The 25,818-nt window shown below is 67.3% G+C and carries 24 protein-coding genes and 1 tRNA gene; 11 read left to right on the top strand and 14 right to left on the bottom strand.

Going from position 1 to position 25,818, the window contains the following annotated elements:
- Nucleotides 1–15 precede the first annotated feature (15 nt).
- From ACUXVE_RS11045 to ACUXVE_RS11015, 7 genes are all read right to left on the bottom strand, one after another.
- A complete protein-coding gene (locus tag ACUXVE_RS11045; protein WP_093818112.1) occupies nt 16–576 on the bottom strand; it encodes a Sua5/YciO/YrdC/YwlC family protein in 561 nt (186 codons plus the stop codon).
- A 121-nt stretch (nt 577–697) separates the two neighbouring features.
- Entirely contained in the window at nt 698–3,193 is a 2,496-nt protein-coding gene (locus ACUXVE_RS11040) for a DNA topoisomerase I (RefSeq protein WP_445514403.1), read from the bottom strand.
- Nucleotides 3,194–3,415: 222 nt separating this feature from the next.
- On the bottom strand, nt 3,416–4,345 hold the full coding sequence (locus tag ACUXVE_RS11035) for an RDD family protein (protein WP_093818110.1): 930 nt from the start codon (nt 4,343–4,345) through the stop codon (nt 3,416–3,418).
- A gap of 48 nt (nt 4,346–4,393) precedes the next feature.
- Nucleotides 4,394–5,128, bottom strand: coding sequence for a GYF domain-containing protein (locus tag ACUXVE_RS11030; protein ID WP_093818109.1), 735 nt, complete (start codon nt 5,126–5,128; stop codon nt 4,394–4,396).
- Nucleotides 5,129–5,167: 39 nt separating this feature from the next.
- A complete protein-coding gene (locus ACUXVE_RS11025) occupies nt 5,168–5,641 on the bottom strand; it encodes a DUF494 family protein (RefSeq protein ID WP_025879062.1) in 474 nt (157 codons plus the stop codon).
- Nucleotides 5,642–5,684: 43 nt separating this feature from the next.
- Complete coding sequence (gene dprA, locus ACUXVE_RS11020; protein ID WP_093818108.1) at nt 5,685–6,812, bottom strand: DNA-processing protein DprA; 1,128 nt, start codon at nt 6,810–6,812, stop codon at nt 5,685–5,687.
- Between the two features lie 132 nt (nt 6,813–6,944).
- A complete protein-coding gene (locus ACUXVE_RS11015; RefSeq protein ID WP_445514402.1) occupies nt 6,945–8,072 on the bottom strand; it encodes a LysM peptidoglycan-binding domain-containing protein in 1,128 nt (375 codons plus the stop codon).
- A gap of 128 nt (nt 8,073–8,200) precedes the next feature.
- Here ACUXVE_RS11015 and def point away from each other — a divergent pair, with 128 nt between their 5' ends.
- From def to ACUXVE_RS10990, 5 genes are all read left to right on the top strand, one after another.
- Nucleotides 8,201–8,713: a peptide deformylase gene (gene def, locus ACUXVE_RS11010; RefSeq protein WP_025879059.1), complete on the top strand. Its 513-nt coding sequence runs from the start codon at nt 8,201–8,203 to the stop codon at nt 8,711–8,713.
- Nucleotides 8,714–8,834: 121 nt separating this feature from the next.
- Nucleotides 8,835–9,758, top strand: coding sequence for a methionyl-tRNA formyltransferase (fmt, locus tag ACUXVE_RS11005; RefSeq protein ID WP_093818106.1), 924 nt, complete (start codon nt 8,835–8,837; stop codon nt 9,756–9,758).
- Between the two features lie 3 nt (nt 9,759–9,761).
- Nucleotides 9,762–11,093 carry a 16S rRNA (cytosine(967)-C(5))-methyltransferase RsmB gene (gene rsmB, locus ACUXVE_RS11000; protein ID WP_222388301.1) on the top strand — a complete coding sequence of 444 codons (1,332 nt, stop codon included), beginning with the start codon at nt 9,762–9,764 and terminating at the stop codon, nt 11,091–11,093.
- 22 nt (nt 11,094–11,115) lie between these two features.
- The gene (locus ACUXVE_RS10995; RefSeq protein WP_445514401.1) at nt 11,116–12,828 is read left to right on the top strand and encodes a glycosyltransferase family 39 protein; all 1,713 of its coding nucleotides are present in this window, start codon (nt 11,116–11,118) and stop codon (nt 12,826–12,828) included.
- A gap of 233 nt (nt 12,829–13,061) precedes the next feature.
- A complete protein-coding gene (locus tag ACUXVE_RS10990; RefSeq protein ID WP_445514433.1) occupies nt 13,062–14,237 on the top strand; it encodes an O-antigen ligase family protein in 1,176 nt (391 codons plus the stop codon).
- A 25-nt stretch (nt 14,238–14,262) separates the two neighbouring features.
- Here ACUXVE_RS10990 and ACUXVE_RS10985 read toward each other — a convergent pair whose 3' ends face one another.
- Nucleotides 14,263–15,069, bottom strand: a complete 807-nt coding sequence (locus ACUXVE_RS10985) for a glycosyltransferase family 2 protein (RefSeq protein ID WP_445514400.1) — start codon at nt 15,067–15,069, stop codon at nt 14,263–14,265.
- On the opposite strand from ACUXVE_RS10985, the gene ACUXVE_RS10980 reads away from it, so the two are divergent.
- A complete protein-coding gene (locus tag ACUXVE_RS10980) occupies nt 15,068–16,126 on the top strand; it encodes a CDP-glycerol glycerophosphotransferase family protein (protein ID WP_445514432.1) in 1,059 nt (352 codons plus the stop codon). The genes ACUXVE_RS10985 and ACUXVE_RS10980 overlap by 2 nt on opposite strands.
- 263 nt (nt 16,127–16,389) lie before the next feature.
- Here the strand turns inward: ACUXVE_RS10980 and ACUXVE_RS10975 are convergent, their stop codons facing one another.
- From ACUXVE_RS10975 to ACUXVE_RS10960, 4 genes are all read right to left on the bottom strand, one after another.
- Nucleotides 16,390–17,931 carry a PH domain-containing protein gene (locus ACUXVE_RS10975; RefSeq protein WP_445514399.1) on the bottom strand — a complete coding sequence of 514 codons (1,542 nt, stop codon included), beginning with the start codon at nt 17,929–17,931 and terminating at the stop codon, nt 16,390–16,392.
- Entirely contained in the window at nt 17,928–18,446 is a 519-nt protein-coding gene (locus ACUXVE_RS10970; protein ID WP_445514398.1) for a PH domain-containing protein, read from the bottom strand. Before ACUXVE_RS10970 ends, ACUXVE_RS10975 begins: the two co-directional genes overlap by 4 nt.
- A gap of 76 nt (nt 18,447–18,522) precedes the next feature.
- The gene (ribA, locus tag ACUXVE_RS10965) at nt 18,523–19,656 is read right to left on the bottom strand and encodes a GTP cyclohydrolase II RibA (RefSeq protein ID WP_445514397.1); all 1,134 of its coding nucleotides are present in this window, start codon (nt 19,654–19,656) and stop codon (nt 18,523–18,525) included.
- Between the two features lie 74 nt (nt 19,657–19,730).
- Nucleotides 19,731–20,651, bottom strand: coding sequence for a lauroyl acyltransferase (locus ACUXVE_RS10960; RefSeq protein WP_445514396.1), 921 nt, complete (start codon nt 20,649–20,651; stop codon nt 19,731–19,733).
- A 61-nt stretch (nt 20,652–20,712) separates the two neighbouring features.
- Between ACUXVE_RS10960 and dtd the strand changes: the two genes are divergently transcribed.
- From dtd to ACUXVE_RS10940, 4 genes are all read left to right on the top strand, one after another.
- On the top strand, nt 20,713–21,153 hold the full coding sequence (gene dtd / locus ACUXVE_RS10955; RefSeq protein WP_445514395.1) for a D-aminoacyl-tRNA deacylase: 441 nt from the start codon (nt 20,713–20,715) through the stop codon (nt 21,151–21,153).
- Nucleotides 21,154–21,243: 90 nt separating this feature from the next.
- A complete protein-coding gene (gene rpoD / locus ACUXVE_RS10950) occupies nt 21,244–23,094 on the top strand; it encodes an RNA polymerase sigma factor RpoD (RefSeq protein WP_093818099.1) in 1,851 nt (616 codons plus the stop codon).
- A 293-nt stretch (nt 23,095–23,387) separates the two neighbouring features.
- Nucleotides 23,388–23,753: a hypothetical protein gene (locus ACUXVE_RS10945; RefSeq protein ID WP_445514394.1), complete on the top strand. Its 366-nt coding sequence runs from the start codon at nt 23,388–23,390 to the stop codon at nt 23,751–23,753.
- A tRNA-Ile gene (locus ACUXVE_RS10940) sits at nt 23,744–23,819 on the top strand. Before ACUXVE_RS10945 ends, ACUXVE_RS10940 begins: the two co-directional genes overlap by 10 nt.
- Before the next feature lie 29 nt (nt 23,820–23,848).
- Here ACUXVE_RS10940 and ACUXVE_RS10935 read toward each other — a convergent pair.
- Nucleotides 23,849–24,256: a DUF6326 family protein gene (locus ACUXVE_RS10935; protein ID WP_445514393.1), complete on the bottom strand. Its 408-nt coding sequence runs from the start codon at nt 24,254–24,256 to the stop codon at nt 23,849–23,851.
- A gap of 23 nt (nt 24,257–24,279) precedes the next feature.
- The gene (locus tag ACUXVE_RS10930; protein ID WP_445514392.1) at nt 24,280–24,978 is read right to left on the bottom strand and encodes a DUF4386 domain-containing protein; all 699 of its coding nucleotides are present in this window, start codon (nt 24,976–24,978) and stop codon (nt 24,280–24,282) included.
- On the opposite strand from ACUXVE_RS10930, the gene ACUXVE_RS10925 reads away from it, so the two are divergent.
- Nucleotides 24,977–25,807, top strand: a complete 831-nt coding sequence (locus ACUXVE_RS10925; RefSeq protein ID WP_445514391.1) for a YIP1 family protein — start codon at nt 24,977–24,979, stop codon at nt 25,805–25,807. The genes ACUXVE_RS10930 and ACUXVE_RS10925 overlap by 2 nt on opposite strands.
- Nucleotides 25,808–25,818 lie beyond the last annotated feature (11 nt).

Here is a 25,818-nt window from a genome sequence, read left to right as displayed (position 1 = left end):
GACGCAATCGACCTGTCAGGAGCGCAGTACGTTGCCACTGAGCGCGTCGCGGATCGGCGTGGGTTGGGCCAGGCCGCCGGTCTGCCCATCGAGGATGCCGTCGAGCAGGCGCAGCAGGCGTGGGTCCAGTTCTTCGCGGCTGCGCGCGGGGGGCTCGCCGGCAAGGTTGGCGCTGGTGGAGACCAGGGGGCCACCCCAGGCCTGGCACAGCGCCGCGACCAGCGGGTGGGCGCTGATGCGTACCGCGATGCCGCTGTGTTCGCCGGTGATCCAGGCTGGCGCGCGGGTGCCGGCGGGCAGGATCCAGGTGTTGGCGCCGGGCCAACTGGCCAGCACTGCGCGCTGGCGTGCATCGGGCAGTGCCTGCAGGCGCACCCAACCCTGCAGCTGCGACAGGTCAGCGGCCACCAGGATCATGCCTTTCTCGATCGGGCGCTGCTTCAGCCGCAGCAGCGTGTGCACCGCTGCCTCGTGCGCAGGGTCGCAACCCAGGCCCCAGACCGCTTCGGTCGGGTAGGCAATCACCCCGCCACTGCGGAGCGTGGCGACTGCGGTGTCCAGTGTGAGTTCTTTCATGGCGGCGACCGGGCCCGGCGTGGGCCTTCATTATCCCCCCGCTGCGTGCAGAACGGGTGGAACGGTGGGCGCGGACCGTGGGTCCGCTCACCTTGGCAGATCATCCACGCATGGCGTGGATCTACTTGACAGCCTTCTTGACCGCCTTCTTGACGGCCTTCTTTGCCGGTGCCTTCTTGGCCACGGCCTTCTTCGCAGCCGCCTTCTTGGCCGGCGCCTTCTTGGCAGCCGCCTTCTTCGGCGCGGCTTCCTTCTTCACTGCCGCCTTCTTTGCCGGGGCCTTCTTGGCGGCAGCCTTCTTGGCGCCGAAGCCCTTGCGCACCGGCTTGCCGGTTTCTTCCATCAACTGCTGCACTTCGGCCAGGGTCAGCGATGCCGGTTCACGATCCTTGGGGATCTTGCCGTTCATCTTGCCGTCGCTGATGTACGGGCCGAAACGACCGTTCAGCACCTGGATGTCGCTGCCGTCGAACTCCTTGATGATCCGGTTGCGCGCGATTTCTTCCTTCTCTTCGATCAGGAACACGGCGCGGGCCAGGTCGATGGTGTACGGATCGTCTTCCTTCTTCAGCGAAGCGTAGGTGCTGCCGCGCTTGGCGAACGGGCCGAAGCGGCCGATGCCGACGCTGACGTCCTCGCCCTTGTCCTCACCCAGCGCGCGCGGCATCAGGAACAGCTCCAGCGCGTCTTCCAGGGAAATGGTGTGCATCGACTGGCCCGGCCGCAGCGAAGCGAACTTGGGCTTGTCCTCGGCATCCTCGGCGGTGCTGCCGATGGCCGCGTACGGCCCGAACCGGCCCAAGCGCACGCTGACCGGCTTGCCGGTCTTCGGGTCGGTACCCAGTTCGCGCGCACCACTGGCCTCGGCACGGTCGACCGATTCCTTCTTGTCTTCGACCAGTTCCTTGAACGGTCCCCAGAAGCGCGACATCAGCGGAATCCACTCTTCCTCGCCACGCGAGACGGCATCGAGCTCGTCCTCCAGCTTGGCGGTGAAGTCGTAGTCGACGTACTGGGTGAAGTGGCTGGACAGGAACTTGGACACCGCACGGCCGACATCGGACGGGCGGAAGCTGCGGCCTTCCATTTCCACGTACTTGCGGAACAGCAGGGTCTGGATGATCGAGGCGTAGGTCGAAGGACGACCGATGCCGTACTCTTCCAGTGCCTTCACCAGCGCCGCTTCGGTGAAGCGCGGCGGCGGCTGGGTGAAGTGCTGGTCGGCCACGATGCGCTCCAGCGGCACGCGGTCGCCCGGCTTCATCGCCGGCAGCTTGCGGCCTTCGTCGTCATCCTCGGCGCTCTTGCTGTCCTTGCCTTCCTCGTACACGGCCAGGAAGCCGGGCACCACCACCGTGGTGCCGCTGGCGCGGAACACGTGTTCGCTGCCGGCCGACAGATCCACGCTGACGGTGTTGAGCGTGGCCGGGATCATCTGGCAGGCCACCGCACGCTTCCAGATCAGCTCGTACAGCTTGCGCTCGTCGTCGGTCAGGAACCGCGCAACCTGGGCCGGGGTGCGCAGTGCCGAGGTCGGGCGCACCGCTTCGTGCGCTTCCTGGGCGTTCTTGGACTTGGTCTGGTAGGTGTTGGGCTGGTCGGGCAGCGAGGCGATGCCGTAATCGCGGGCAATCACGTCGCGGATTTCGGCCAGCGCATCCTGCGACAGGTTCACCGAGTCGGTACGCATGTACGAGATCAGGCCGACCGTGCCTTCGTCGCCGCCGATGTCCACGCCTTCGTACAGCTTCTGCGCGACCTGCATGGTCTTGCGCGTGGTGAAACCGAGCTTGCGCGAGGCTTCCTGCTGCAGCGTGGAGGTGGTGAACGGCGGCGCGGGGCGGCGCTTGCGCTCCTTGCTGGCCACGTCGGTGACATGCAGGGCGCCCTGTGCGGCCTGCTGGATGCGCAGGCGGGCGGCCTCGGCGGTGTCGCCGTCGGTAACGGTGAACTGCTCGAACTTCTGCCCGTCGAGCTTGACCAGCTTGGCGTTGAAGTGCTGCGAGGGATGCGCGCACTCGGCGGCGATCGACCAGTACTCGCGGGCGATGAAGGCTTCGATCTCTTCCTCGCGCTCGACGATCATGCGCAGCGCCGGGCTCTGCACGCGGCCTGCCGACAGGCCTCGCTGGACCTTGCGCCACAACACCGGCGACAGGTTGAAACCGACCAGGTAGTCCAGCGCGCGGCGCGCCTGCTGGGCATCGACCAGGTCGCTGGCGATCTCGCGCGGCTGGCTGATCGCTTCCTTGATCGCGCGCGGGGTGATCTCGGTGAAGACCACGCGCTGCATCGGCTTGTCCTTGACCAGCCCACGCTCCTTCAGGATCTCGGCGATATGCCAGCTGATCGCTTCACCCTCGCGATCCGGGTCGGTCGCCAGCAGGATGTCGTCGGCGCCCTTTGCGGCCTTGGCGATCGCATCGACATGCTTCTCGTTCTTCTCGATCACGTCGTAATGCATGGCGAACCCGTTGTCCGGGTCAACCGCGCCTTCCTTCGGGATCAGGTCACGCACGTGCCCATACGAGGCCAGGACCGTGTAGTCCTTGCCGAGGTATTTGTTGATCGTCTTGGCTTTGGCCGGCGATTCAACGATGAGCAGGTGCTTGGGCATGGCAGCAGGGTCTGTGGGTAAGCCGCGGGGAAGGGCCGCTAGGGTGGAGCAAACGGCCGCATTAGTGAAGCGGCCACGGGCAAATCAATAAACTGAACGCCCGGGACTGTGCCGGGCGTTCAGGTTTCACCTTATTAGAGGAATCACGCCTGGCCTGCCATTGTCAAGCAGGGGGGCGTGAGGATGGCCGTCCGCGACGGCGCATTGGCCCTCGATCCGCGATCACGACGCCATGCTGGCGATGACGCCGACGGCGAAGATGATCGCGGCGAAGCCGGCCAGCATCAGCAGGCCGCCCAGCACCAGGATCACGATGGTCACCGTGCCCATTTCGCGGCGCTGCAGCTGCGGCTGGTCGGTGTAGGCCCAGCGGTCGACCACCACGGTGTCGCAGATCAGGTCATGCAGGCCCTGCTTGCGCTCGGTGAAGGCGGCCATCAGATAGCCGATGCAGAGGGTCAGGCCACTGAGGATGGTGGCGAAATAGCGGCCGATGCTGCGGCCCAGGGTCAGGCGATCGCCATTGCCGCGCACGACCTTGATGCCGATGGCCATCTTGCCGAGGGTGGCACCGCCACGGGAGGCATGGAACCAGCCGTAGTAGGCGACGGCGATGAACAGGCCAGCCAGGCCACTGATCAGCTGGGTGATCACTTCCACCGCTGTTTCGCCGCTGCCGGCAGCGCCCATGCCCGCGCCGAGCACGAAGCCCAGCACGCCACCGACCACGCCGCTGGGAATCAGCAGCACGAAGTAGTCGATCAGGTAGGCGGCAAAGCGCTTCCAGAAGCCGGCGTAGACCACTTCGCCGCCCTGTACCGGCTGCGAATGGTCACTGCCGCCCGCGCCGGGCGCGGCGTAGGGCGAGCTGCTGAGGGCGCCGGTGCCTGGCAGGGGCGCGGTGCCGTTGTCGATCGCGGCGTAGTCGTTGCGCAGGTCGAAGCCACCGGTGGCGGTGGACGTGCTGGCATCGGCCAGGGTCTGCAGGCCCAGCTCTTCCACCACCTGCCGCAGCGGCGCCCACTGCCCCATGCCTTCGCGCCAGACCAGGGTGTCCAGGTTCAACTGGCCGCGCTGGAAACGCTGGCGGATCTCGGTGATCTCCAGCGGTCCCTGGCGTTGCTGGCCTTCGGCGTAGTACCACTCAGTCATTGCATGTCCCCTGTTGGGTCGTCCTTGGTGGGTTGCCCGATGCGCGGCTCAGCCGCGGCATTGCGTCGGCAGATACTTGTCGTCGCTTTCGCCACTGCATTCCCAGCGCCCGCTGTCGCGGTCGTATTCGAGCCAGAGCAGGTCGCCATCCTGGCTCTTGCCGGGAACCGCCAGCGTCGCTTCGATACCGCAGTGGCCATTGTTGAAGCGGCCGATATGCACGGCCGACAGGCCCTGGCCTGCGAATTCGTCCGCCGCCGGGAAGCCGGCATCGTTGGCGCCCGGGCAGCGGCCCTGGTCATCGGCGAAGTGCTGGACCTTGTCCTTCAGCGGCTGCAGCACGGTGATCGCGCCGGCGACCTTGGCCTTGATGGTGTAGTCGTTGTAGGCCGGCAGGGCGATCGCGGCCAGGATGGCCAGGATCGGCACCACCACCAGCAGTGCAACGCCGCCGATGATGGCGGTCAACGCGCAGCCGGACAGGCCCTTCTTCGCGACCGGCGCAGCGTCCATCGGCGTGGTCGCGTACGGAGAGACAGGGGGAAGCGTTGGCGGCAGAGGGGCTGCAGGCGGCGGCGGTGGCGCCGCGGCGGCTGCATCAACGGCGGGCACGATCAGGCCCAGTTCGTCGACCACGTTGCGCAACGGCTGCCATTGCGGCAAGCCGTCGCGCCATACCAGGGTGTCCAGGGTGATCTGGTTGCTGCGGAACAGCTCGATCAACTGTTCCGAGGGCAACGGGCCTTGCTGGCGGTTGCCTTCGGCGTGGAACCACTCACTCACGGGGACGCTCCTGAATGCGCACGGCCCCCAAGTGTACGGTCAGTGCAGGGGTTCTGGCTCGTCCACGAACATCTGCGTTTCCATCCAGGCATAGGCCGCCTCGGCACCGGGCTGGTTGAACAGCACCATCAGCACGACCCATTTCAGGTCGTCCAGGTCCAGTTCGTCCTGGTCCAGAGCCATCGCCCGGTCCAGCACCAGTTCGCGCTGGCCGGCATCAAGGATGCCGTGCTGTTCCAGGTACAGCAGGAAGCCACGGCACTCCACGTCAAGCTTGTCCAGCTCCGGGCCATGATAGATGCGCACCGGGCCATCGACCCGGGCTTGGGCCGCGCTTGGGCGCTGCGCTGCCAGGGCATCGAGCCATTCGAACGCCTTGTTGATCTCAGTGGGGCTGAAACCGGCCTGGATCAGGCCATTCTGCAGTGAGTCGCGATCACGGATCAGGTCCGCATCTTCGCTGAAATAGTGTTCAAACAGGTACAACAGTACATCCAGGATGCTCTCTTTCATTGCCCCTCGGCCTGCGTCGCGCGACGCTGTGGAGGTGAAGAAACTAGGGACGTCGACAGTAGCGGCCGTGTACGCACACCACGATCCCCGCAAGTTCCATGGCCAGCAGCATGGAGGACACCTCCGACGCCGTCAATCCACACTGCGTGATCAGTGAATCCATACTGATTGGGTCGTGCCCCAGCGCCCGCCACAAGCTCTGGTAGTCAGCGTCGTTCGCCCAGCATGCCGGCAGGTCTGCCGGCGCTGCCTGTTCAGTGGGGGTGGCAAGCCGGGTTTGCAAGCCCGGAAGCTGGTGGCGCAGGGCCGGGGCCAGCAGTTCCAGCACTTCTTCGGGGCGTTCGACCAGGGCAACCCCTTCACGGATGAGTCGGTGGCAGCCGGCGGCGCGCGGATTGAGCACCGAACCGGGTATCGCGCAGACCTCGCGGCCGGCGTCGGCTGCCAGCCGGGCGGTGATCAGGGCGCCCGAGCGTTGTGCGGCCTCGACCACTACCGTGGCCAGGGCCAACCCGGCCACCAGCCGGTTGCGCGCGGGGAAGTGCCCCGGCCGTGCGGGCGTGCCTGGCAGGTACTCGCTGAGCACCGCGCCGTCGGTGGCGATTCTTGCCTGCAGGCGGGCATGGCTGATGGGATAGGCGCGGTCCGGGCCAGTGCCTATCACCGCGAGGGTGCAGCCGCCCGCGTCCAGCGCCGCCTGGTGGGCGGCTGCATCGATGCCTGCCGCCAATCCACTGGTCACCGCCAGCCCGGCCTCGACGAAGCAGGTGGCGAACCGGGCGGCGAGGGCACGGCCGGCGGGGGTGGGTGAACGGCTGCCGACCAGGGCCACCGCAGGGCGCCAGGCGATGGCCGGATCGCCGGCAACGAACAGCGCCAAGGGCGGGTTGGGTGCGTCGAGCAGGAGGGGCGGGAAGGCTGGATCGTTGCAGGCCAGCAGATGATGATCAGGCTGCTGCAGCCAGCGTTGCGCAAGCGCGAGGGTGCGGGTATCGGGACGCTCCAGCGCAGCGCATTGTTCCGGCGTGCAGCCGTGGGCCCGCCAGCCGGCAACGCCCAGCGCCAACGCTGCATCCGCATTGCCTGTGCTGTGCAGCAGGGTGCGCCTGGGAGCCAGGGAACCACCGGCGATCAACAGGCGCAGCAGCGCCTCATGTCCATGCTCAGTCATCCCCCGACTATCGGCCTCATGCAACAAAGGCGCCCTAGGGCGCCTTCGCGTATTGCTGTCAGGGTATCCCGGAGGTTGCCGGCCGATGCGGCCGGCACTCCCCGCCGGGGCCGGGCGGGGCCCGGCGCTGGTTCATTTCGCGTCCGGATGCAGCGCGCTGTAGCCCACACGCACCGGCTTCACACCCTGCATCACCAACGCATAGCTGACGTTGTCGAAGGTGCGGAAGACCATGGCATGCGCGGCGTACTCATCCGGCAGGGTGACCCGGCCGGCGCCCGTGCTGACCGAGTCGTCCATGCGCGAGGACCCCGGGAACTTCATCCGGTGCGCCACGTGGCTGCCCTGGCGCCACAGCGAGAACACGGTGCCGTTGTCCACGCCCTGGGCGCGGCCAGCGGAAATCGCGATCACATCGCGCGGACCGCCGGTGCTGAACATGTCGGTGACCGCCAGTACGCGCACATCCAGGCCTTCCACGCCGGCGGCGGGCACATGCGGGAAGAACTGCAGGTCGTACGGCGTGGCTTCCACCGGCACCAGACGATCGCCGGCACGCACTTCACGGCCGCCGCTGGCGTTGTCCAGGACCAGAGTGGAGGCTTCGGTCCTGCCGCCCGCCACCTTGGTGATGGTGCCGGTGCTGACCTGCGCCAGCTCGTAACCCAGGATGCCGCGGCGGTGGTTGGGCGCGCTGAAGGCCTTCCAGAGATTGCCGCTGCCGGGGGTGACATCGCCGTTGGCGGTCAGGTCCTCGGTGGGCTTGGGCTGGGCATAGCGCACGGTCGGGCGGACCACGGCCCAGCGCTGTCCGGCCTGGGCGTCCGCCAGGCGCACATAGGCGGTCTGCCCACCGGTGGCGCGCAGGCGGTTGTCTTCCAGGCCGACCACATAGGGCAGCTGCTCGATGCTGTCGACCACGCTGAGCTGCTTCAGGAACGGCTCGACCTGGGCCAGCGGCACGCCGGTCACCGGAGCTTCCTGGCGCGGGCCGGGCTGGGCCGTCACCCGGTCCAGGTAGGCCAGGCTGAGGACGTCACCGGGATAGATCAGATGCGGATTGGCAACCTGTGGATTGGCCTGCCAGATCTCCGGCCACAGCCATGGTTTCTGCAGGAATCGTCCTGCAATGTCCCACAGGGTGTCCCCTTTGCGGACCACATAGGTGTCCGGGTGCCCGCCATTCACTTCCACGGCGGTAGCATAGGCAGCCACGGTCAGCATCGCCGCGGCGACGACCGTACGAAAACGAAGCAACATAGGTGTGAAGCCCTGATTCCCCAACAGGTTCGCGCACTATAGTCCAGAAACCGGGGCGCAAGGCAAGCGTTGGAGCTAGAATCTGCGACGTATGCCGGCGTACCCCGGCCCCAACCCCGGAAACTGCCATGGCTTTACTCCCCATCCTTGAGTTCCCCGATCCGCGCCTGCGTACCAAGGCTGCGTTGATCGATGCCGCCGAAGTGACCACGCCGGCGTTCCAGGAGCTGCTCGACAACATGTTCGAGACCATGTACGACGCCCCGGGCATCGGCCTGGCTGCCAGCCAGGTGGACGTGCACCAGCGCTTCATGGTCATCGACGTGAGCGAAGAAAAGAACGAGCCGCGCGTCTTCATCAACCCGGAAATCGTCGCCAAGGACGGGGGCCAGGTGTACCAGGAAGGCTGCCTGTCGGTGCCTGGCATCTTCGCCGACGTGACCCGTGCCGACACCATCACCGTCAAGTTCCTCGACCGCCAGGGGCAGCCGCAGGAGTTGACCACCGACGGTCTGCTGGCGGTCTGCGTGCAGCACGAGATGGACCACCTGGACGGCAAGCTGTTCATCGATTATCTGTCGCCGCTCAAGCGCGAGATGGTCCGCAAGAAGCTGGCCAAGCAGCGCAAGCACGTGGCGTGATCGCTGCTCCGGGCCGCCCTTCGGGGTGGCCCGCGCCTGCGCGTGACGCGCGGGCCGCATGGCGCCGGCCGACGGCGCCGTTTTTTTTCCTGCACGATTTCATCCTGCAAGTGGGGTTGCCATGAGGATTGTCTTTGCCGGTACGCCGGAATTCGCGGTGTCATCGCTGCGCGCGGCCGCGCGTCATCACGAGGTGGTGGCTGTCTATACCCAGCCCGATCGCCCTGCCGGTCGCGGCCGTGGTCTGGCGCCTTCGCCGGTCAAGCTGGAAGCGGTCGCCCGTGGCATCCCCGTGTACCAGCCGGAAACGCTGAAGGACGAAGCGGCCCAGCAGCAGCTGCGTGACCTGCAGCCGGACCTGATGGTGGTGGTGGCCTATGGCCTGATCCTGCCCAAGGCGGTACTGGCCATTCCGACCCACGGTTGCTGGAACGTGCATGGTTCGCTGCTGCCGCGCTGGCGCGGCGCCGCACCAATCCAGCGCGCCATCCAGGCCGGTGACAGCAGGACCGGCATCTGCCTTATGCAGATGGAAGCCGGCCTGGATACGGGCCCGGTGCTGCTGCACCAGGAGCTGCCGATCGCCGCTACCGATACTGGTGGCCAGCTGCACGACAAGCTGGCCGAGCTCGGCGCGCAGGTGCTGTCCGATGGGCTGGGCCTGCTGCGCGCCGGCATCAAGCCGATCGCACGGCCGCAGCCTGAGCAGGGCGTGACATACGCGCACAAGCTGGACAAGGCCGAGGCGAAGCTGGATTGGGCGCAGGACGCCGAAGCGCTGGCGCGCACGGTGCGTGCGTTCAACCCGTGGCCGATTGCCGAGGCACTGCTGGCCGGTGAGCGCGTGCGCATCCATGGCGCGGTGGCGCTGGATGTGGCGCATGGCCAGGCGCCGGGTACGGTGTTGGCCGCTGGCCGCGAGGGCATCGACATCGCCTGCGGCCAGGGCGCGCTGCGCCTGCGTGTACTGCAGCGGGAAGGCGGCAAGGCCATCACTGCGGCCGACTACCTCAATGCCCGCCGTGACCTGCGCGTGGGGGTCTGACGGGTGAGCAAGGCAGACGATTTCTCCATCGCCAAGGCGGCGCCGGGTGCGGCCACCCGCATGCTGGCCGCGCGCGTGCTGGCGCAGGTGTTCACCCGCGGTCGTTCGCTCAAGGCCGAGCTGGCCTGGGCGTTGCCCAAGCTGGCCGACACCCGCGACCGCGCGTTGCTTGAAGCGTTGTGCTTTGCGGTGCTGCGCCGTCGCAGCACCTATGACGCTGCCCTGCAGGCGTGGATGCAGAAGCCGCTGTCCGCGCGCGACGCCGACCTGCGCACGCTGCTGATGGTGGGCTTTGCCCAGTTGGATGTGCTGGCCCTGCCGGCCCATGCGGCGCTGTCGGCCACGGTCGATGCTGCGCGCGCACTCGGCCGTGAACGCCAGGCTGGCCTGGTCAATGCGATCCTGCGCCGCGCCCAGCGCGAGGGTTTCCCCGAACAACCTGCACGCGACGCATTTCCGGTCTGGCTGGCCGAGGCCGTCGAGCGCGACTGGCCGGCACAGGCCGAAGCGATCTACGCCGCCAGCCTGCAGCCGGCGCCGCTGTGGCTGCGTGCCAACCGCCAGCAGGGCGGGCGCGAGAAGATGATGGCGGCCCTGGCCGAGGCGGGCATTGCCGCCGAAGCCAGCCCACTGAGCGCCGATGCGCTTCGGCTGGCCGTGCCGGTCCCGGTGAACCAGCTGCCCGGCTTCGGCGAAGGCCTGCTGTCGGTGCAGGATCTGTCGGCGCAGTGTGCTGCTGACGCGCTGGCGCCGCCGGCAGGCAGCCGCGTGCTCGACGCGTGTGCCGCCCCGGGTGGCAAGTCGGCGCACCTGCTCGAGCGTGACCCCGGCCTGCGATTGCTGGCGCTGGATATCGATGCCCGTCGTCTGGCGCGCGCAAGGGATACGTTCGCCCGCACCGGTGTGGGCGAAGGCGCGCAGGTGCAGGTGGCCGATGCCAGCGATCCGGGGGCATGGTGGGACGGCATTCCCTTCGACGCGATCCTGCTGGACGCACCGTGCTCGGCCACTGGCGTCATCCGTCGGCAACCGGACGTGATGTTCCATCGCCGTGCGGAAGACATCGATGCGCTGGTCGGCATCCAGGCCCGCCTGCTGGAAGCCTGCTGGTCGATGCTGCGCCCCGGTGGTGTGCTGCTGTATGCCACCTGCTCGATCCTGCGCGCGGAAAACGTCGATCAGGTAAAGGGCTTCCTGAAATGGCACGCGGATGCGGAAGCGGTTGCGCTGGGTGACGCATTTGGTCTGGATTGTGACGGTATTGCTCGCCAGCGCCTGCCCGGTGAAAACGATGCTGACGGATTTTTCTACGCGCGTCTGCTAAAAAAGGCCTGACCCAACCGCCGTCCGAGCCCCCATGCTGAAAACCCGTGCGTCACGCCAGACATGGCTGTTCGTTGTGATGGCCCTGCTGGTGTTGGGTGCCGGGCTGGGACTGCGTGACCCCTGGCCTTCGGACGAACCGCGCTTCGCCCTGGTCGCCAAGCAGATGGTGGACAGCGGCGACTGGCTGTTCCCGCACCGCGGGCTGGAGCTTTACTCGGACAAGCCGCCGATGCTGATGTGGTGGCAGGCCACGCTGTACAGCGTGATCGGCAACTGGCGCGTGGCGTTCCTGCTGCCTTCGCTGATCGCTGCACTCGGCACGCTGTGGTGCGTGGTCGACCTCGGCCGGCGCCTGTGGACCCGCCAGGTCGGCCTGTACGCTGGCTGGGCGCTGCTGTTCGCGCTGCAGTTCACCTTCCAGTCGAAGAAGGCGCAGATCGACCCGCTGGTGGTGTTGTTCATCACCCTGGCCAACTATGGTCTGCTGCGCCACCTGCTGCTGGGGCCTGCCTGGCGCTGGTGGTGGCTGGGCTGGTTCTTTGCCGGCATCGGGGTGATCACCAAGGGCGTGGGCGTGATCGCGCTGCTGATGATCGTGCCAGCGGTGATCGGCTCGGTGCTGCACTGGCCGCGGGTGCGGCTGCATGCGCGTGACCTGCGCTTCTGGCTGGCACCGCTGGCGTTCGTGCTGGCCATCGCGCTGTGGCTGGTGCCGATGGTGATGACCGCGCTGGCCACCCGCTCCGGCGAATACCTGGCCTACATGGACGACATCCTGTTCCGGCAGACTGCCAAGCGCTATGCGCAATCGTGGGATCACCACCAGCCCTGGTGGTACTTCCTGGGCACCATGCCGTCGATGTGGATTCCCGCCTTCCTGGCGGTGCCGTGGGCGATCCCCGCCTGGCGGCGCCGGCTGCAGCGCCGGGACGCACGCTATCTGTTGCTGCTGGGCTGGTGGGCGCTGATCGTGCTGTTCTTCTCGATCCCCAATGGCAAGCGCGACGTCTACATCCTGCCGGCGCTGCCGATGTTCTGCCTGGCACTGGCACCGTTGCTGCCGGGGCTGCTGCGCCGGCGCGATGCGCAATGGCTGCTGGGTGCGTTCACCCTGCTGCTGTCGCTGGGGACGTTGGCCGCCGGTCTGTCTGCCCTGCTGGGCAAGCCCGGCTTTGAAGTACGGCTGATGCAGACGCGGGGCATCGGCAATGGCGAGATGAACGCTCTGGCCTGGGCAGCCATGGCGATGGGCGGCTGGGGTGTGGCCAGCCTGCTGCTGTTCGGGCGCGGCCGCCGTCAGCTGGCGCTGGTCTCGACCCTCGCTGCGGTGTGGGTGCTGTACAGCCTGATCGGCTATCCGCTGCTGAATGATTCAAGTTCCGCCCGCGGCCTGATGCGGCACACCGGCCAGCGTATCGGCGCCGAGGCGGAGCTGGGACTGGTGGCCTGGAAAGAGCAGAATCTGCTGATGGCCGACCGCCCCGCAGCCACCTTCGGTTTCAACGAGCCCTGGGATGCACAGCTGACTGCGGCGGTGGAATGGCAACAGCTGGCGCCCCGGCGCCGCTGGTTGCTGGTCCACGAAGACGCGCTGCTGCCGTGCATCGACCGCGACCGTGCCGAGCTGGCCGGCATCGCCAACCGCCGCCGCTGGTGGCTGGTGCCGGCCGCTGCGGTGCAGGGCCGGTGCGTGGCCAGCGCGGAGGAACGCGAACGTGAACGGCGAATGCAGCGTGAGGAGTAACCATCCTGGCCCAAAGTTGTCCAGACTGCCCAAGCGACAGCAAAGGCAGTAAAACGTCAGCGTGGGATCGGCCGTGCCGGTGATCCCGTTCATTCCGCCGGATCGCAGCGAACTTTTTCGACGTGGCAGCTTCACAGCACAACCTGGAATCCACGATCGGCGATCCGTTGGGCGTCCCCGCAGGCAGGCGCCCGCGCGCGGCGCACTGGCTGGCGCAGATCGGCCTGTTCTGCATGCCGGCACTGGTGCTGACGATCCCGATCAACCTGTTGCCCTACGCGCTGCTGCTGCTGGTCAGCACGGCGATGGTGCCCGGCCTGCTGTGGCAGGCCCGGCGTATGGACATGCAGCCGATCAAGGTCCTCAGCTGGCTGATGCTGGCGGTGCTGGTGATGGCCATCGTGTCGGTCGTGCTGTTCGAACAGGGCCTGCGCGACGTCGACAATCGATCCCGCTTCCTGGTCATCCCGTGGATCGCACTGTGGGTGTGTGCGCTGCGCCCGGACATGCGCTGGCTGTGGCGCGGTGCATTGGCCGGGCTGGTGGGCACTTTCGTGCTTGCGGCGTTGCAGGTGTTCCAGGGCGCACCGCGTGCCGAGCTGTTCACCAACGCGATCGTGCTCGCCGACATCGTGATGATGCTGATGGTGCTGCTGGTGTTCTGCCGGCCGTCGCGGCGCTGGTCGCTGGTGATCGTCGGCATGGCTGCGGGTTGCGGGACCATCATCCTGACCGGAAGCCGGGGCGTGTTCGCGGCCCTGCTGGCGTTGCTGGTGGTGCTGGCACTGAGCCTGCGCTGGCGCACCGGCGCGGCGCGTCTTTCAGTGCTTGCCGGCATGCTGGCCATCGGCGCGACCCTGCTGCTGTCGGTGCCCGAACTGCGCCACCAGGTGCGGTTGTCCGAACTGCACAGCGATGTGCAGCGCATGGAGCAGGGTGACAGCGACTCTTCGGCCGGGGCGCGCGTCGAGCGCCTGCAGGTGGCGTGGGAGACCTTCCTTGATCATCCGCTGACCGGAGTAGGCATCGGCCACTTCGACACGGCCATGAAGCGGGTGCCGGCCTGCCGCGAGAACCCGCAGGAAGTCCGCTGCCACCTGCGCCATGCGCACAACGATCTGGCCGAGTGGGGGGCTACCCAGGGCCTGCCGGGCGTGTTGCTGCTGCTGGCCGTATATGGCGTGCCCCTGTGGGTGTTCGTGCGCCTGCACCGGCGCAGCGGGCATGCCACCTTCCGCGGCCCTGCCGCCGCCGGTGTGATGGTGGTGGTGTCCTACATCCTGTGCGGCCTGACCCAGTCGATGTTCGCGCACCAGATGACCGCCAGCTTCTACGTCACCATCGTTGGCCTGCTGACCGGCCTGTCGATCGTCGAAGGGGCGCGGCACCGGGCAGGGATCGCCCGATAGCATCCGGCCAGGTTCAACCCTCCACTCAGGGGTTGGGCGGATCGGACACGGCCTGACCGTTGCCCAGCATCCACAGCATGATGGTCTTCTGGCGCACGTAGTTGGCGCGCACATAGGCATATACCAGGCCATGCCAACCGTCGCGGAAGCCGCCACGGAACAGGAAGCCGCGCCAGAACCGCCAGGCCGGGGCCAGCACCAGCTTGCCGAGGGTGGCCCGCTTGCCACGCGCGAACTCGTGTTCGGCCATCATCCGTGCGTACTTCTCGGTCTTGGCCAGCTGCTGCTGCAGCGAGCGGTAGGGGAAGTGGATGAGGTCCCCGCGCAGGGTGCCGACCGTGCCATCGACACTGGCCGCCTCATGGATCTCGCGCTTGCCGCGCCAGCCGCCGTGGCGGCGGTCGAACAGGCGCAGCACCCGGTCCGGATAGGCATTGCCGTGGCGCAGGAACCTGCCGAAGTACTCCGACAGGCGGGCGAAGCGGTAACCCGCATGACCGGCAAAGCCGCCGTCGCGGGCCTGCTCGATGGCCGTGCGCAGTTCCGGGCTGATGCGCTCGTCGGCGTCCAGGCACAGTACCCAGGGGTGGGTGGCCTGCTCGACGCAGAATGCCTTCTGGCTGCGGAAGCCATCGAACGGACGCTGCAGTACGCGGGCGCCGGCCGCCTCGGCGATGGCCACCGTGGCGTCGGTGGACTGCGAGTCCACCACCACGATCTCATCGCAGAAGGCCAGCGAGGCCAGGCAGTCGCCGATGCGCCCGGCCTCGTTGAACGCGATAATGCAGGCCGAGATGCGAGGCCGTTCGATGGGAGCGGTCGTGGAGGACATGATGGCCGGGTACCTGTTGTTTGCGACGGAGCGCTATGCGCTGCCTATTCTCGCCCCGTTGGTGCAGGCCTTGCACGCTTCCGGCCAGGAAGTGGCGGCCTGGTTCGAAGATGGCGCGGCCGGCAGCCAGCTGCCCGGCGTGCCCAGCATCGGCCTCAAGCAGGCCCTGGCGATGCGGCCGCGGGCGGTGTTCAGCGCGGCCAACTGGGTGCCGACCTTCCTGTCGGGGGCCAAGGTGCAGCTGTTCCATGGCTTCAACGTGGAAAAGCGCGACAGTGCGCGTGGCCACTTCCGGGTGCGCGGCATGTTCGACCTGTACTGCACGCAGGGCCCTGCCACCACCGCGCCGTTCCGCGAGATCGCGGCAGTGCAGGGCCATTTCGCCGTGGCGGAAACCGGCTGGCCGAAGCTGGACCCGCTGTTCCGCGACGACGGTGGCGACAGTGCCGCGCTGCGCAGTGCAGCCGGCGGCCGCCCGGTGATCCTGTTCGGTTCAACCTTCACCGAGCGCTTGAGTGCCGCCCCGCACCTGCATGCGCAGATCGCCGCCGACATCGCCGCCGGGCAGCACTACTGGCTGCTGACCCTGCACCCGAAGTGCCCGCCGGAACTGTTCGAACGTTACCGCGCGCTGGCCGGCGCCAATGCACGGTTCATCGAACCGGAGCAGGTGATGGCTGCCCAGCGCGCCGCCGACGTCCTGCTGTCGGACACCTCATCGATCGTTTCCGAGTTCATCGTCCAGCACAAGCCGGTGGTGACCTTCCGCAACCGCGTGCCGAAGCCGCACATGATCGATTTCGATGATCCGCAGCAGTTGCCGGCCATGCTGGCGCGCGCGCTGCAACCCGACGCGGCGCTGCAGGCGGAGATCGTGCGTTACGCCGATGCCATCCACCCCTATCGCGATGGTCTGTCCAGCGAGCGGGTGATCGCCGCCACTGAGGATTTCCTGTCCGGCGAGATGGGCGTGCTGCGTCGCAAGCCGTTTGGCAGCTGGGTACGCGACCTGCAGATCCGCAAAGACCTGGGCTACTGGGGGCCGTCGCAGCGGTGATGTGGCTAGCGCCGGCCGCTGGCCGGCAACCACCGGAATGCCCTGCGTTTGCCGGCCAGCGGCCGGCACTACCGTTCACCCACGCCATGCGTGGGTGGTGCAGTAGATCCACGCCATGCGTGGAAGGTGCAGTAGATCCACGTCATGCGTGGAAGGTGCAGTAGATCCACGCCATGCGTGGGTGGTGAAGTAGATCCACGCCATGCGTGGGTGGTGAAGTAGATCCACGCCATGCGTGGATGGCGGTTCAACGATCGGCCGCGCTACCAGCGCAGCTTGCGCCTTGCCAGCGCCGTCGCCAGTTCTTCCATCAACGCCTGTGCACGCGCCTGCGGCAGGTAGCGCAGTGCCAGTGCCACATCGCCATGCGCACCGGCGGTGTCCAGCTGCAGGCTGGCCGTACCCAGCAGCTTGTCCAGCGGCGAGCGCTGCAGGCGCAGGCCCTGCACCTTGTCCAGCTCGGCCCAGCGCCACCAGCGCTTCCACCAGCCGCCGCGCACCGCCACGAACTGGCCATCCAGGTGCCAGCCCATCCGCGCCATCTGCCGGTGCGCGATCAACAGGCTGACCGGCAGCCAGGCCAGCAGTGCCAGGGCCGGCAGGCCCCAGCGCCAGTACAGCGCGGCGGTCAGCAACGGCACCACCAGCAAGGTGGACAGCGACAATCGCCACCATCCGCGTTGCGGTATCGGTTGCCACTGCTGCGGCGGCCATTGCAGCTGCGGCAGCAGGTGGCGCACCAGTCCATCGCAGGCGCTTGCGCCAGCCAGCGGTGCCAGTTCGCGCAGCGCGCGGTCGTCGTCGCGCGAGGGGCCACCGGCAGCGCTGTCGATACGCAGCTGGCGCAGCCCGAACCAGCGTTGCAGGGTGCTCTCGCCCAGCGTCCATGCCTGGATGCGGCGGCGCGCGACGCTGCTGCGGGTGCGGCTGAGCAGGCCGGTGGAGACGGTCAGGCGCCGCTCGCGCTCGCTGAGGGTGAAGCCGTGGTAGCGCAGCAGCGTCAACACCACCGACAACACCCGCAGCAACAGCCAGCCCAGCAGCAAGGCGGCCGCCAACAGTACCAGCCCGCCGGTCACCCCGGCATGCAGGTGGCTGGCGTAGCCAAAGGCCTCGCGCCCGCCACGCTGGATGGCATCGTCCATCACCGGGCGCGGTACGGTCTGGAACAGGACACCGAAGGCGGCGATCGCCAGCGCCCAGCCACGGTTGGACAGCAGGCCCATGCGCAGCACGTCCCAGCTCGACAGGCGCAGCAGTACCTGCTCGTCGTCGGATGGCACGACATCGGCAACCGGCGCGTCGCCCGGCGTCGGCTGGGGCGCCTGTCCACGCTGGCGCACCAGCTGTTCCAGCGCCAACGCCTGGTCCAGCCGCAGCACGCGCATCTCCGCTTCCGGGCGCACCCCGCCGGCCGATTCCAGGCGCAGTTCGGCAACCCCGAACAACCGGTGCAACGGGTTCTGCCGCACTTCCACGTTGTGGATGCGGGCGAAGGGAATCTCGCGCCGGTTGCGCGCCAGCAGGCCGCTGCGCACGGTGATCGCATCGTTGCCGATGCGATAGCGGTAGCTGAGGTACTGCAGCACCGACACCAGCACCAGCGCGGCGATGGCGGTCAACGGGATCAACTGTGCCCACATCGGATCGCGGTCGCCGCGTTGGCCGAACACCAGCAACGCGACCAGCGGCAGGAAATAGTGGCGCAGCTGCATCAGCAGCGCGAACAGCCACGACCACGGATGCAGGCGATGCTCGTCGCCACCGCTGGGCAGCGAGGGCGGCAGGGGTGGGGGCAGGCTCACAGGGCGTCGGCGTCCTGGTCGAGCTGATGGGCCAGGGTGTCACGCAGGCGCTCGGCATCGGCTTCGTCCAGGCCGCTGACAGTGACCGCACTCAGGCGGGTGCCGGCGGTGTGCACGATCAGCGTGGCCAGGCCTGCACGCCGCTCCAGGGGCCCGCGACGCAGGTCCAGATGCTGCACGCGCGAAATGGGGATGCGGGTCTCCAGCTGCCACATCAGGTCGCGGCGCAGGCCCAGGCCCTGTGCGTCCAGCCGCCAGCGGGTGCGTGTCAGGCGCCGATGGCCGATCCAGGCGCCGAAGACGAGGCCGACCAGCAGGCCCAGCATCGCTGCCCACGGGCCACCGGGAAGATCGAAGAACCACCAGAGGGCCGCCAGCGGTGCGCCGGGGATGAACAGTCCGCCGAAGGCGCCCTCCAGCGCCGCCAACCGGGCAGCGCGCCGCGGCAGGGGTTGCCAGTGGTCGAGGAGCATGTCGGCAGCAGCAACAGGCAAGGGCAGTGGCAGTTCGGTCACGCGGGCGTCCGTCGGGCAGCAGGGCGGGCAGGCGCGGTGATGGCCGCACCGCGCAGACGTTAGCAGGTCGCCCGCGTTACTGGGCGGCCTGGATCAGCGCGTCGACATCCAGCAGATGGCCGGCGCGGTCGGCCTTGGTGCGCAGGTAGTGCTCGTTCTCGGCGGTGATCTCGCCGGTGACCGGAATGCAGTCCAGCACTTCGATGCCGGCATTGCGCAGGCGCTGTGCCTTGGTCGGGTTGTTGCTGAGCAGGGCAACGCGGGATACACCCAGCCCGCGCAGCATCGCCACCGCGCTGCCATAGCGGCGCTCGTCGGCGCCGAAGCCCAGCTGCGCATCGGCGTCGATGGTATCCAGGCCGTCATGCTGGTAGCCGTAGGCGCGCATTTTCGCGGCGATGCCGGTACCGCGGCCTTCCTGGTCCAGGTACAGCAGCACGCCGCCGCCCAGTTCCTTCAGTTTGCGCAGGCCACGCCGCAGCTGGTCGCCGCAATCGCACTTGAGCGAACCGAACAGGTCGCCGGTGAGGCAGGACGAATGCACGCGCACCGGCACCACGGCGGACAGGTCCGGTTCGCCGACGATGATCGCAACCTGGTCGCGCTGGGCGACGCCACCGCGGAACACCGCGAAGGTGGTCATGCCGACGTCGCGCAGCGGCACCGGAGAACGCGCCACCAGTTCGTAATCATGTGCGGCGTGCACGGCGCCTTCGGCCAGATCGCACAGGCCGACCTCGGCCGCGCCATCGAACGTGGTGTCGTCTGCATCCAGGCGCACGGCCACCATCGCTGGCAACAGCAGGCCCAGCCGGGCCAGCTCCACCGCGCCGGCATCGAACGCATCGCCTGCGCTCCAGGCCGCGGGCATCGGTCCGGGTTCGCGCAGGTAGCCCAGCGAGGGCAGGGCATCGAAGGCAACGCCGGCCAGCGGCAGGCGTGCGCCCTCGGGTGCCTCCACGCCGAGCACGCGGGCGCGGGTGGCGGTCAGGTACAGGTAATGGCGCTCGCGCGCGGCACTGGCGAAGGCGGCGAAGCTGCTGGCAGTGGCGCTGTCCAGGGCGATCACCGCCAGGCGCTGGCCCTGGCCATCGTGGAGCAGGACCGGGCGACCGGCGCGCAGTTCGGCGACGGCGCGCTCGCAGCGGATCGCTGCCGGATCACCGAACAGGGAGGGAGCAGACATGGCAGGACCGGGGGAGGCGGACATCGGTGTCTCTATGGGGGCGCCAGCGTCGTATTCAACGTGCTGCGGCGGTGTGTCGCAGGCCGGTGCAGCGGCTCTCAGTGCGGATGTTCGTCGGTCGCGTACGGGTCTTCCTCGCCGCTGCCCGGTGGCCGCAGCGTATAGCGCTTGTAGGTCCACTGGTACTGCGCCGGGTCGCGGCGGGCGATGCGTTCGATGCCAGCGTTGAGCGCGGTGGCCGCCACGTGCGGATCCGGATCGGCCACGGCCGGGTCGGTCGGCTCGATGTGCAGGGCAAATTCCATGTCCGGGCCGATGCGCTCGCACCAGCCATACAGCACGGTCGCGCCGGTGCGCTCGGCCAGGCGGTTGACCAGGGTCATGGTCAGTGCCTGCACGCCGAAGAACGGCACGAACACCCCGTCGCCGGCCTTGGGCTGCTGGTCGGGCAGGATGCCGGTGGCACCGCCGTCCTTGAGCACCTTGAACAGCTGGCGCACGGCCGGGCCTTCGGCCCGCACCTGCTGCACGTTGTCGCCGCCGCGCACGATCTGCAGGAAGGCATCGCTGGCCTCGTCCTCCGGCGGCTTGTAGACGATGGCGATCTGCCCGCGCGAGGCCAGCCACTGGTTCAGCAGCTCCCAGTTGCCGTAGTGCGGGGCCGCCACGATCACGCCCTTGCCGCTGGCCAGGGCCGCGTCGTACAGGGCCTGGCCGTGGCGCTCCTTCAAGTGCAGGCGCAGGTTGTCGGCGGGCTTCCGGCTCCACAGGCGCAGGGTCTCGATGGCCTGCAGTGCGGTGGAGCGCAGCAGTTCGCGCTGCAGGCGGTCGCGCGCCCGCGCGTCCAGCTCGGGGTAGGCCAGCTCCAGGTTGCGGCGGGTGACGCGGCTCTCGCGGGCATCGAGGCGCACCCACGTCCAGGCCAGGGCGCGCGCGAACCCGCGCAGCAACGGCCAGGGCAGGCGGGCGAACAGGGTGGTGGCGCGGTAGACCAGCCGGGCTTTGCGGTGTGGATTCATCGGCCCCAGTTTAGCCAAGGGCGCTGCTATCGTGGCCGGCCCCTTGCCTGGAAGCCCGCCGATGCTCGTCCTGATTCAACGTGTCAGCCAGGCTGCCGTGCATGTGGAAGGTGAGGCGGTGGGGCAGATCGGCCCCGGCCTGCTGGCCCTGGTCGGCATGGAGCCGGGCGATACCGAGGCCCAGTTGCAGCGGATGGCCGAACGCTTGCTCGGCTACCGTGTGTTTGCAGATGAGGCCGGAAAAATGAACCGCTCGCTGCGTGATACCGGCGGCGGCCTGCTGCTGGTCAGCCAGTTCACCCTGGCCGCGGATACCCGTTCCGGCATGCGGCCGAGCTTCACCCGCGCGGCACCGCCGCAGGAGGCTGAACGCGGGTTCAATCGATTTGTCGACATCTGTCGTGAAAATCACGCGCCGGGGGTGGAAACGGGCCGCTTCGGTGCCCATATGGTCGTCAGCCTGGTCAACGACGGTCCCGTGACCTTCCTCCTCAGGCCTTAGGCCGCCGGGACCACCGCCCGGCAGGCCGGGCCCCGGGCTGGTATAATGCTACGTTCCCTATTTCCCCCCAGCCGGTGGCGCGAGCACTACATGGCCAACGAACGTCCTGCCCAATCCGAAATCAAGCAACTGATCAGCAAGGGCCTGGAACAGGGCTACCTGACCTATGCCGAAGTCAATGACCATCTGCCCGACGACATGGTCGATCCGGAACAGATCGAAGACATCATCGGCATGATCAACGGCATGGGCATTGATGTCCATGAAGTTGCTCCGGATGTGGAAACCCTGCTTCTCAACGACGGCAACACGGGCAACCGTGAGGTCGACGACACCGCAGCCGAAGAAGCTGCCGCCGCGCTGAGCGCGCTCGACACCGAAGGTGGCCGTACCACCGACCCGGTGCGCATGTACATGCGCGAAATGGGTACCGTCGAGCTGCTGACCCGCGAAGGCGAAATCGCCATTGCCAAGCGCATCGAAGAAGGCCTGTCCCAGGTCCAGGCCGCACTCGGCCAGTTCCCGGTGTCGGTCGAATCGCTGCTGACCGATTACGAAGCGCACAAGGAAGGCCGCAAGCGCCTTGCCGAAGTGATCGTCGGCTTCAACGACCTGACCGACGACGTGCCGGCCCCGGCCGCTGTGGTGGCCGATGACGCGGACGACGCCGATGCCGACGCCGACGAGGAAGAAGACGACGTCGACGGCGGCGATGAAGAAGCCGCACCGACCGGTCCGGATCCGGAGGAAGTGGCTGCGCGCATGCAGGCGCTGGGCGATGCCCTCAACGCCTTCAAGAAGGCTGCCGCCAAGGGCGACAAGAAGAACCTGCCCAAGCTCCGCGAGGAGATGTCGGCGGTGTTCGTCACCCTGAAGCTGCCGTTGCCGCTGACCGACGTGCTGACCAAGCAGCTGCGCGACACCATGGGCAGCATCAAGGCCCACGAGCGCCGCGTGCTGAACCTGGCCACCGTCACTGCCCGCATGCCGCGCAAGGACTTCATCCGTTCCTGGGAAGGTAACCAGACCAACCTGGAGTGGGTGGAAGACGCACTGAAGCGCAAGCAGAAGTGGTCTTCGGCGCTGCGTGAAGTGAAGGACCAGATCGTGTCCGAGCAGCAGGCTACCATCGACATCGAGAAGGTCACCCTGCTGGACCTGGACGAGCTGAAGGAACTCAGCCGTGCCATGGCCTACGGCGAAGCCAAGGCGCGCAAGGCCAAGAAGGAAATGGTCGAGGCCAACCTGCGCCTGGTGATCTCCATCGCCAAGAAGTACACCAACCGCGGCCTGCAGTTCCTCGACCTGATCCAGGAAGGCAACATCGGCCTGATGAAGGCCGTGGACAAGTTCGAGTACCGCCGCGGCTACAAGTTCTCCACGTATGCGACCTGGTGGATCCGCCAGGCCATCACCCGTTCGATCGCCGACCAGGCGCGCACCATTCGTATTCCGGTGCACATGATCGAAACGATCAACAAGTTGAACCGCATTTCCCGCCAGATGCTCCAGCAGTACGGCCGCGAGGCTACGCCGGAGGAGCTGGCCAAGGAAATGGACATGCCGGAAGACAAGATCCGCAAGGTGATGAAGATCGCCAAGGAGCCGATCTCGATGGAAACCCCGATCGGCGACGACGAGGATTCCCATCTGGGCGACTTCATCGAGGACACCAACGTGGAGTCCCCGATCGAGAACACCACCAACATCAACCTGTCTGAAACCGTGCGCGACGTGCTGGCCGGCCTCACCCCGAGGGAAGCCAAGGTGCTGCGCATGCGCTTCGGCATCGACATGAACACCGACCACACCCTCGAGGAAGTCGGCAAGCAGTTCGACGTGACCCGCGAGCGCATCCGCCAGATCGAAGCGAAGGCCCTGCGCAAGCTGCGTCACCCGAGCCGTTCGGAGCAGCTGCGCAGCTTCCTGGATATCGATTGATATCCAGGTCGTGCCGAGCCATGCTCGGCAACGGCTTCTGTCGAGAAAAACCCCGCCTTGGCGGGGTTTTTCTTTGGGGGATCCGGTGTGGAGTCGTGGCCATGCTCGGCCGCGGCTGGTGATGACGCATCCGCCCTTTGACGTGCGGAGATGACAGACGCACGCTGGTGATTCAGGTGCTCAACACACCTCGTGGGCGGGCCGGATCACCGGCACCGAGGCGGACGCGCTGCGGGGACACGTGCAACGCGTGTATCTGCGGCATCACCCCTGTTGAGCATTGGAGCTTGGCCATGAAGGCTGTTGAACATGATGCGCCTGTTGTTGCTGCCCTGGATTTCCCGCCAATGATGACGTGGCAGGACGTCATGCAGGACGAACTGGAGGATCGGCTGGGCTTCGCCCGACGGGCCACGCTGGCGCTGCTGACGCAATCGGGAGAACAGTTGGTTGCGGGGTTTGCCGGTGGCAATCGCACGGGGCTGGAGAGCGCAATGAAGGCGGTGGCGCTGTTCCAGGCGCATCTGCAGGAGATGGAGCGGTTGGCGGGGATGGCAGAGCGACGGTTGCTGCGTGTTGGCGAGGCGCTTTCTGCTGCCGACCGAGTAGCCGACTCCGGCCGTGCTCCACTACACTGTGACGCTGCGCAGGGCCTATAGCTCAACGGTTAGAGCAGGGGACTCATAATCCCTTGGTTCCAGGTTCGAATCCTGGTGGGCCCACCACGTTGATCGCGCGATGACTCTCCGTTGCATCACACCCTAGGCCAGCGCCAGGCCAGTACGCAGATCGCCATCGAAAGCACGATCTCGATCACTCCCAGGGTGATGTAGAACCACCAGGCGCCGGGCATCGTCAGCGCCATGATCGCGGTGTAGAACAGCCCCGACAGGATGTTCAGCCATCGAGTCAGTCGGGCCGGCGCAAGCAGGGATACCGCCACCATCAGGCCGGGGATGGCCAGCAGCAATGCCGTGGCGACCAGCGTGCCCTCACTGACCGGACCGACCGGGCCCGCGCCGTTGATCATGCCCTGCAATTTGCCTGGCACGTAAAGGCCGAAGTAGTCGCCGTAGATGTAGCAGAACATCAGTGCCGCCCACAGCGCGGACAGCTTGAAACGGACATGGATACGGATGTCGTGCAGTGCGCCGGATGCCATCGGGAAATCCTCGGATGGGAGCGTCAGATTGTCGTGCGCGCGCGTGCACGCACACCGACCACCAGCAGCCACAGGCAGATGCCGATCTCGCCCAGCGATGCGGGCGCGGTCGCGTAGTTGGAGAAGGCCATTTCGGCATAGCCGGGTATCAGCAGTTCGCCGAACACGTTGGCCGCATACCCCAGGCAGCCCAGCATCAACAGCACGCCAAAGACCTTCGGCAGCACGCCGGATTTGAAGACCAGCCAGCCGAACGGCAGCAGCCACAGTCCCCAGAACAATGAAGCGATGTGGACGCCGTTGCTCCAGGACTGCAGTGACTGCAGGGCCATCGCATTGCGCACCTCAGGGGCAACCAGTGCGCTGAAGCGGGTATCGGTCAGCACCGCCAGTGCATCCAGCCGATGGCTTGCAGCAACAAGCGCGATAGGCACCGCCGTGACGGCAAACGCAACCATCGCCACCGCTGCGGCGCGATGCACGTGCTGCAGCAGACGGAACAGGACCAAGGGCAGCAGCAGGAAGGCGACCTGCTCGACAAGGAAGGCGGCAATGCCCCACTGGAACAGCTGCTGGTGGGCCACCAGGTTGCCCAGCATTGCCTGTGGCTCACCCGCGACGCGCAGCTGCCCCGGCACATAGCCCAGACTGAAGATGCCGGTGACCACCACCAGCAGGTACACCGCACCCGCGCTGCGGCTGATTGCACGTTCCGTTGCCATGTCCGGTACCCGCACAGGCCCAGAAGGTGGGCAGCCCGCACGCTACGAGAAGCATCGGCCGGCGGTGACTGCCAGAAGTCAGGGGGACAGCTGGCATCGAAGGTGCCGCGCCCCCGCCCGTGATCCCGGCTTCACGCCCCGCACGCTATCCACAGCGGTCATGGACCTCATACGACTGCTGCGATCGCTGGAAGAATTCCTCTACGAGCTGGTCGGCTGGCTGGTGTTCTATCCGCGGATGTTCTGGCGGGTACTGATTCATCCCGGCGAGGTCGCGCTCTACACCCGCCGCGAGCTCGGCAAGGATCCCGACCAAAGGTTCTCCGATGCGATCAGCCCGGTGCTGATGCTGATCCTGTCGGTGGCCGCCGCCCATGCGCTGGAGATGGCGATGCGCATGTCCTCGCCTCGACTCAGTACGCCGGTAGGGCAGCTGCTTTTCAGCAGCGAGCAGGGGCTGCTGCTCACCCGCTCTGCGGTGTTCTGCGTGTACGCGCTCGGCGCGGCACTGGGCACGCTTCGGCGCCAGCGGTTGCCCGTGAACCGCGAGACGCTGCGCGAGCCTTTCTCCATCCAGGCGTTCATCGCATGCCCCTTCGTGGTGGCACTCGCGCTGTCACAGGTGGCAGCCGCGTCCCCGGCACAGGCTGGCCCGTTCACCGCGACCTGCATCAGCGTGCTGGCGGTGGCGTGGTACCTGTGGGCCCGCATGCGGGCCTTCGTGGCCTTGAATGGAGGATCAGCGCTGCGTGCGTTCGGCGCGGTAGTGGTCTCGTTCCTGCTGACGACGATCGGGGTTGTCGGCCTGTTTGCTGCCGTCATCCTCTGATCTTCAACAGG

It is taken from the genome of Stenotrophomonas sp. 3(2025) (assembly GCF_052665395.1).
The sequence above is the reverse complement of the archived record's forward strand: the minus strand, read 5'-3'. Positions and strand labels throughout refer to the sequence as shown.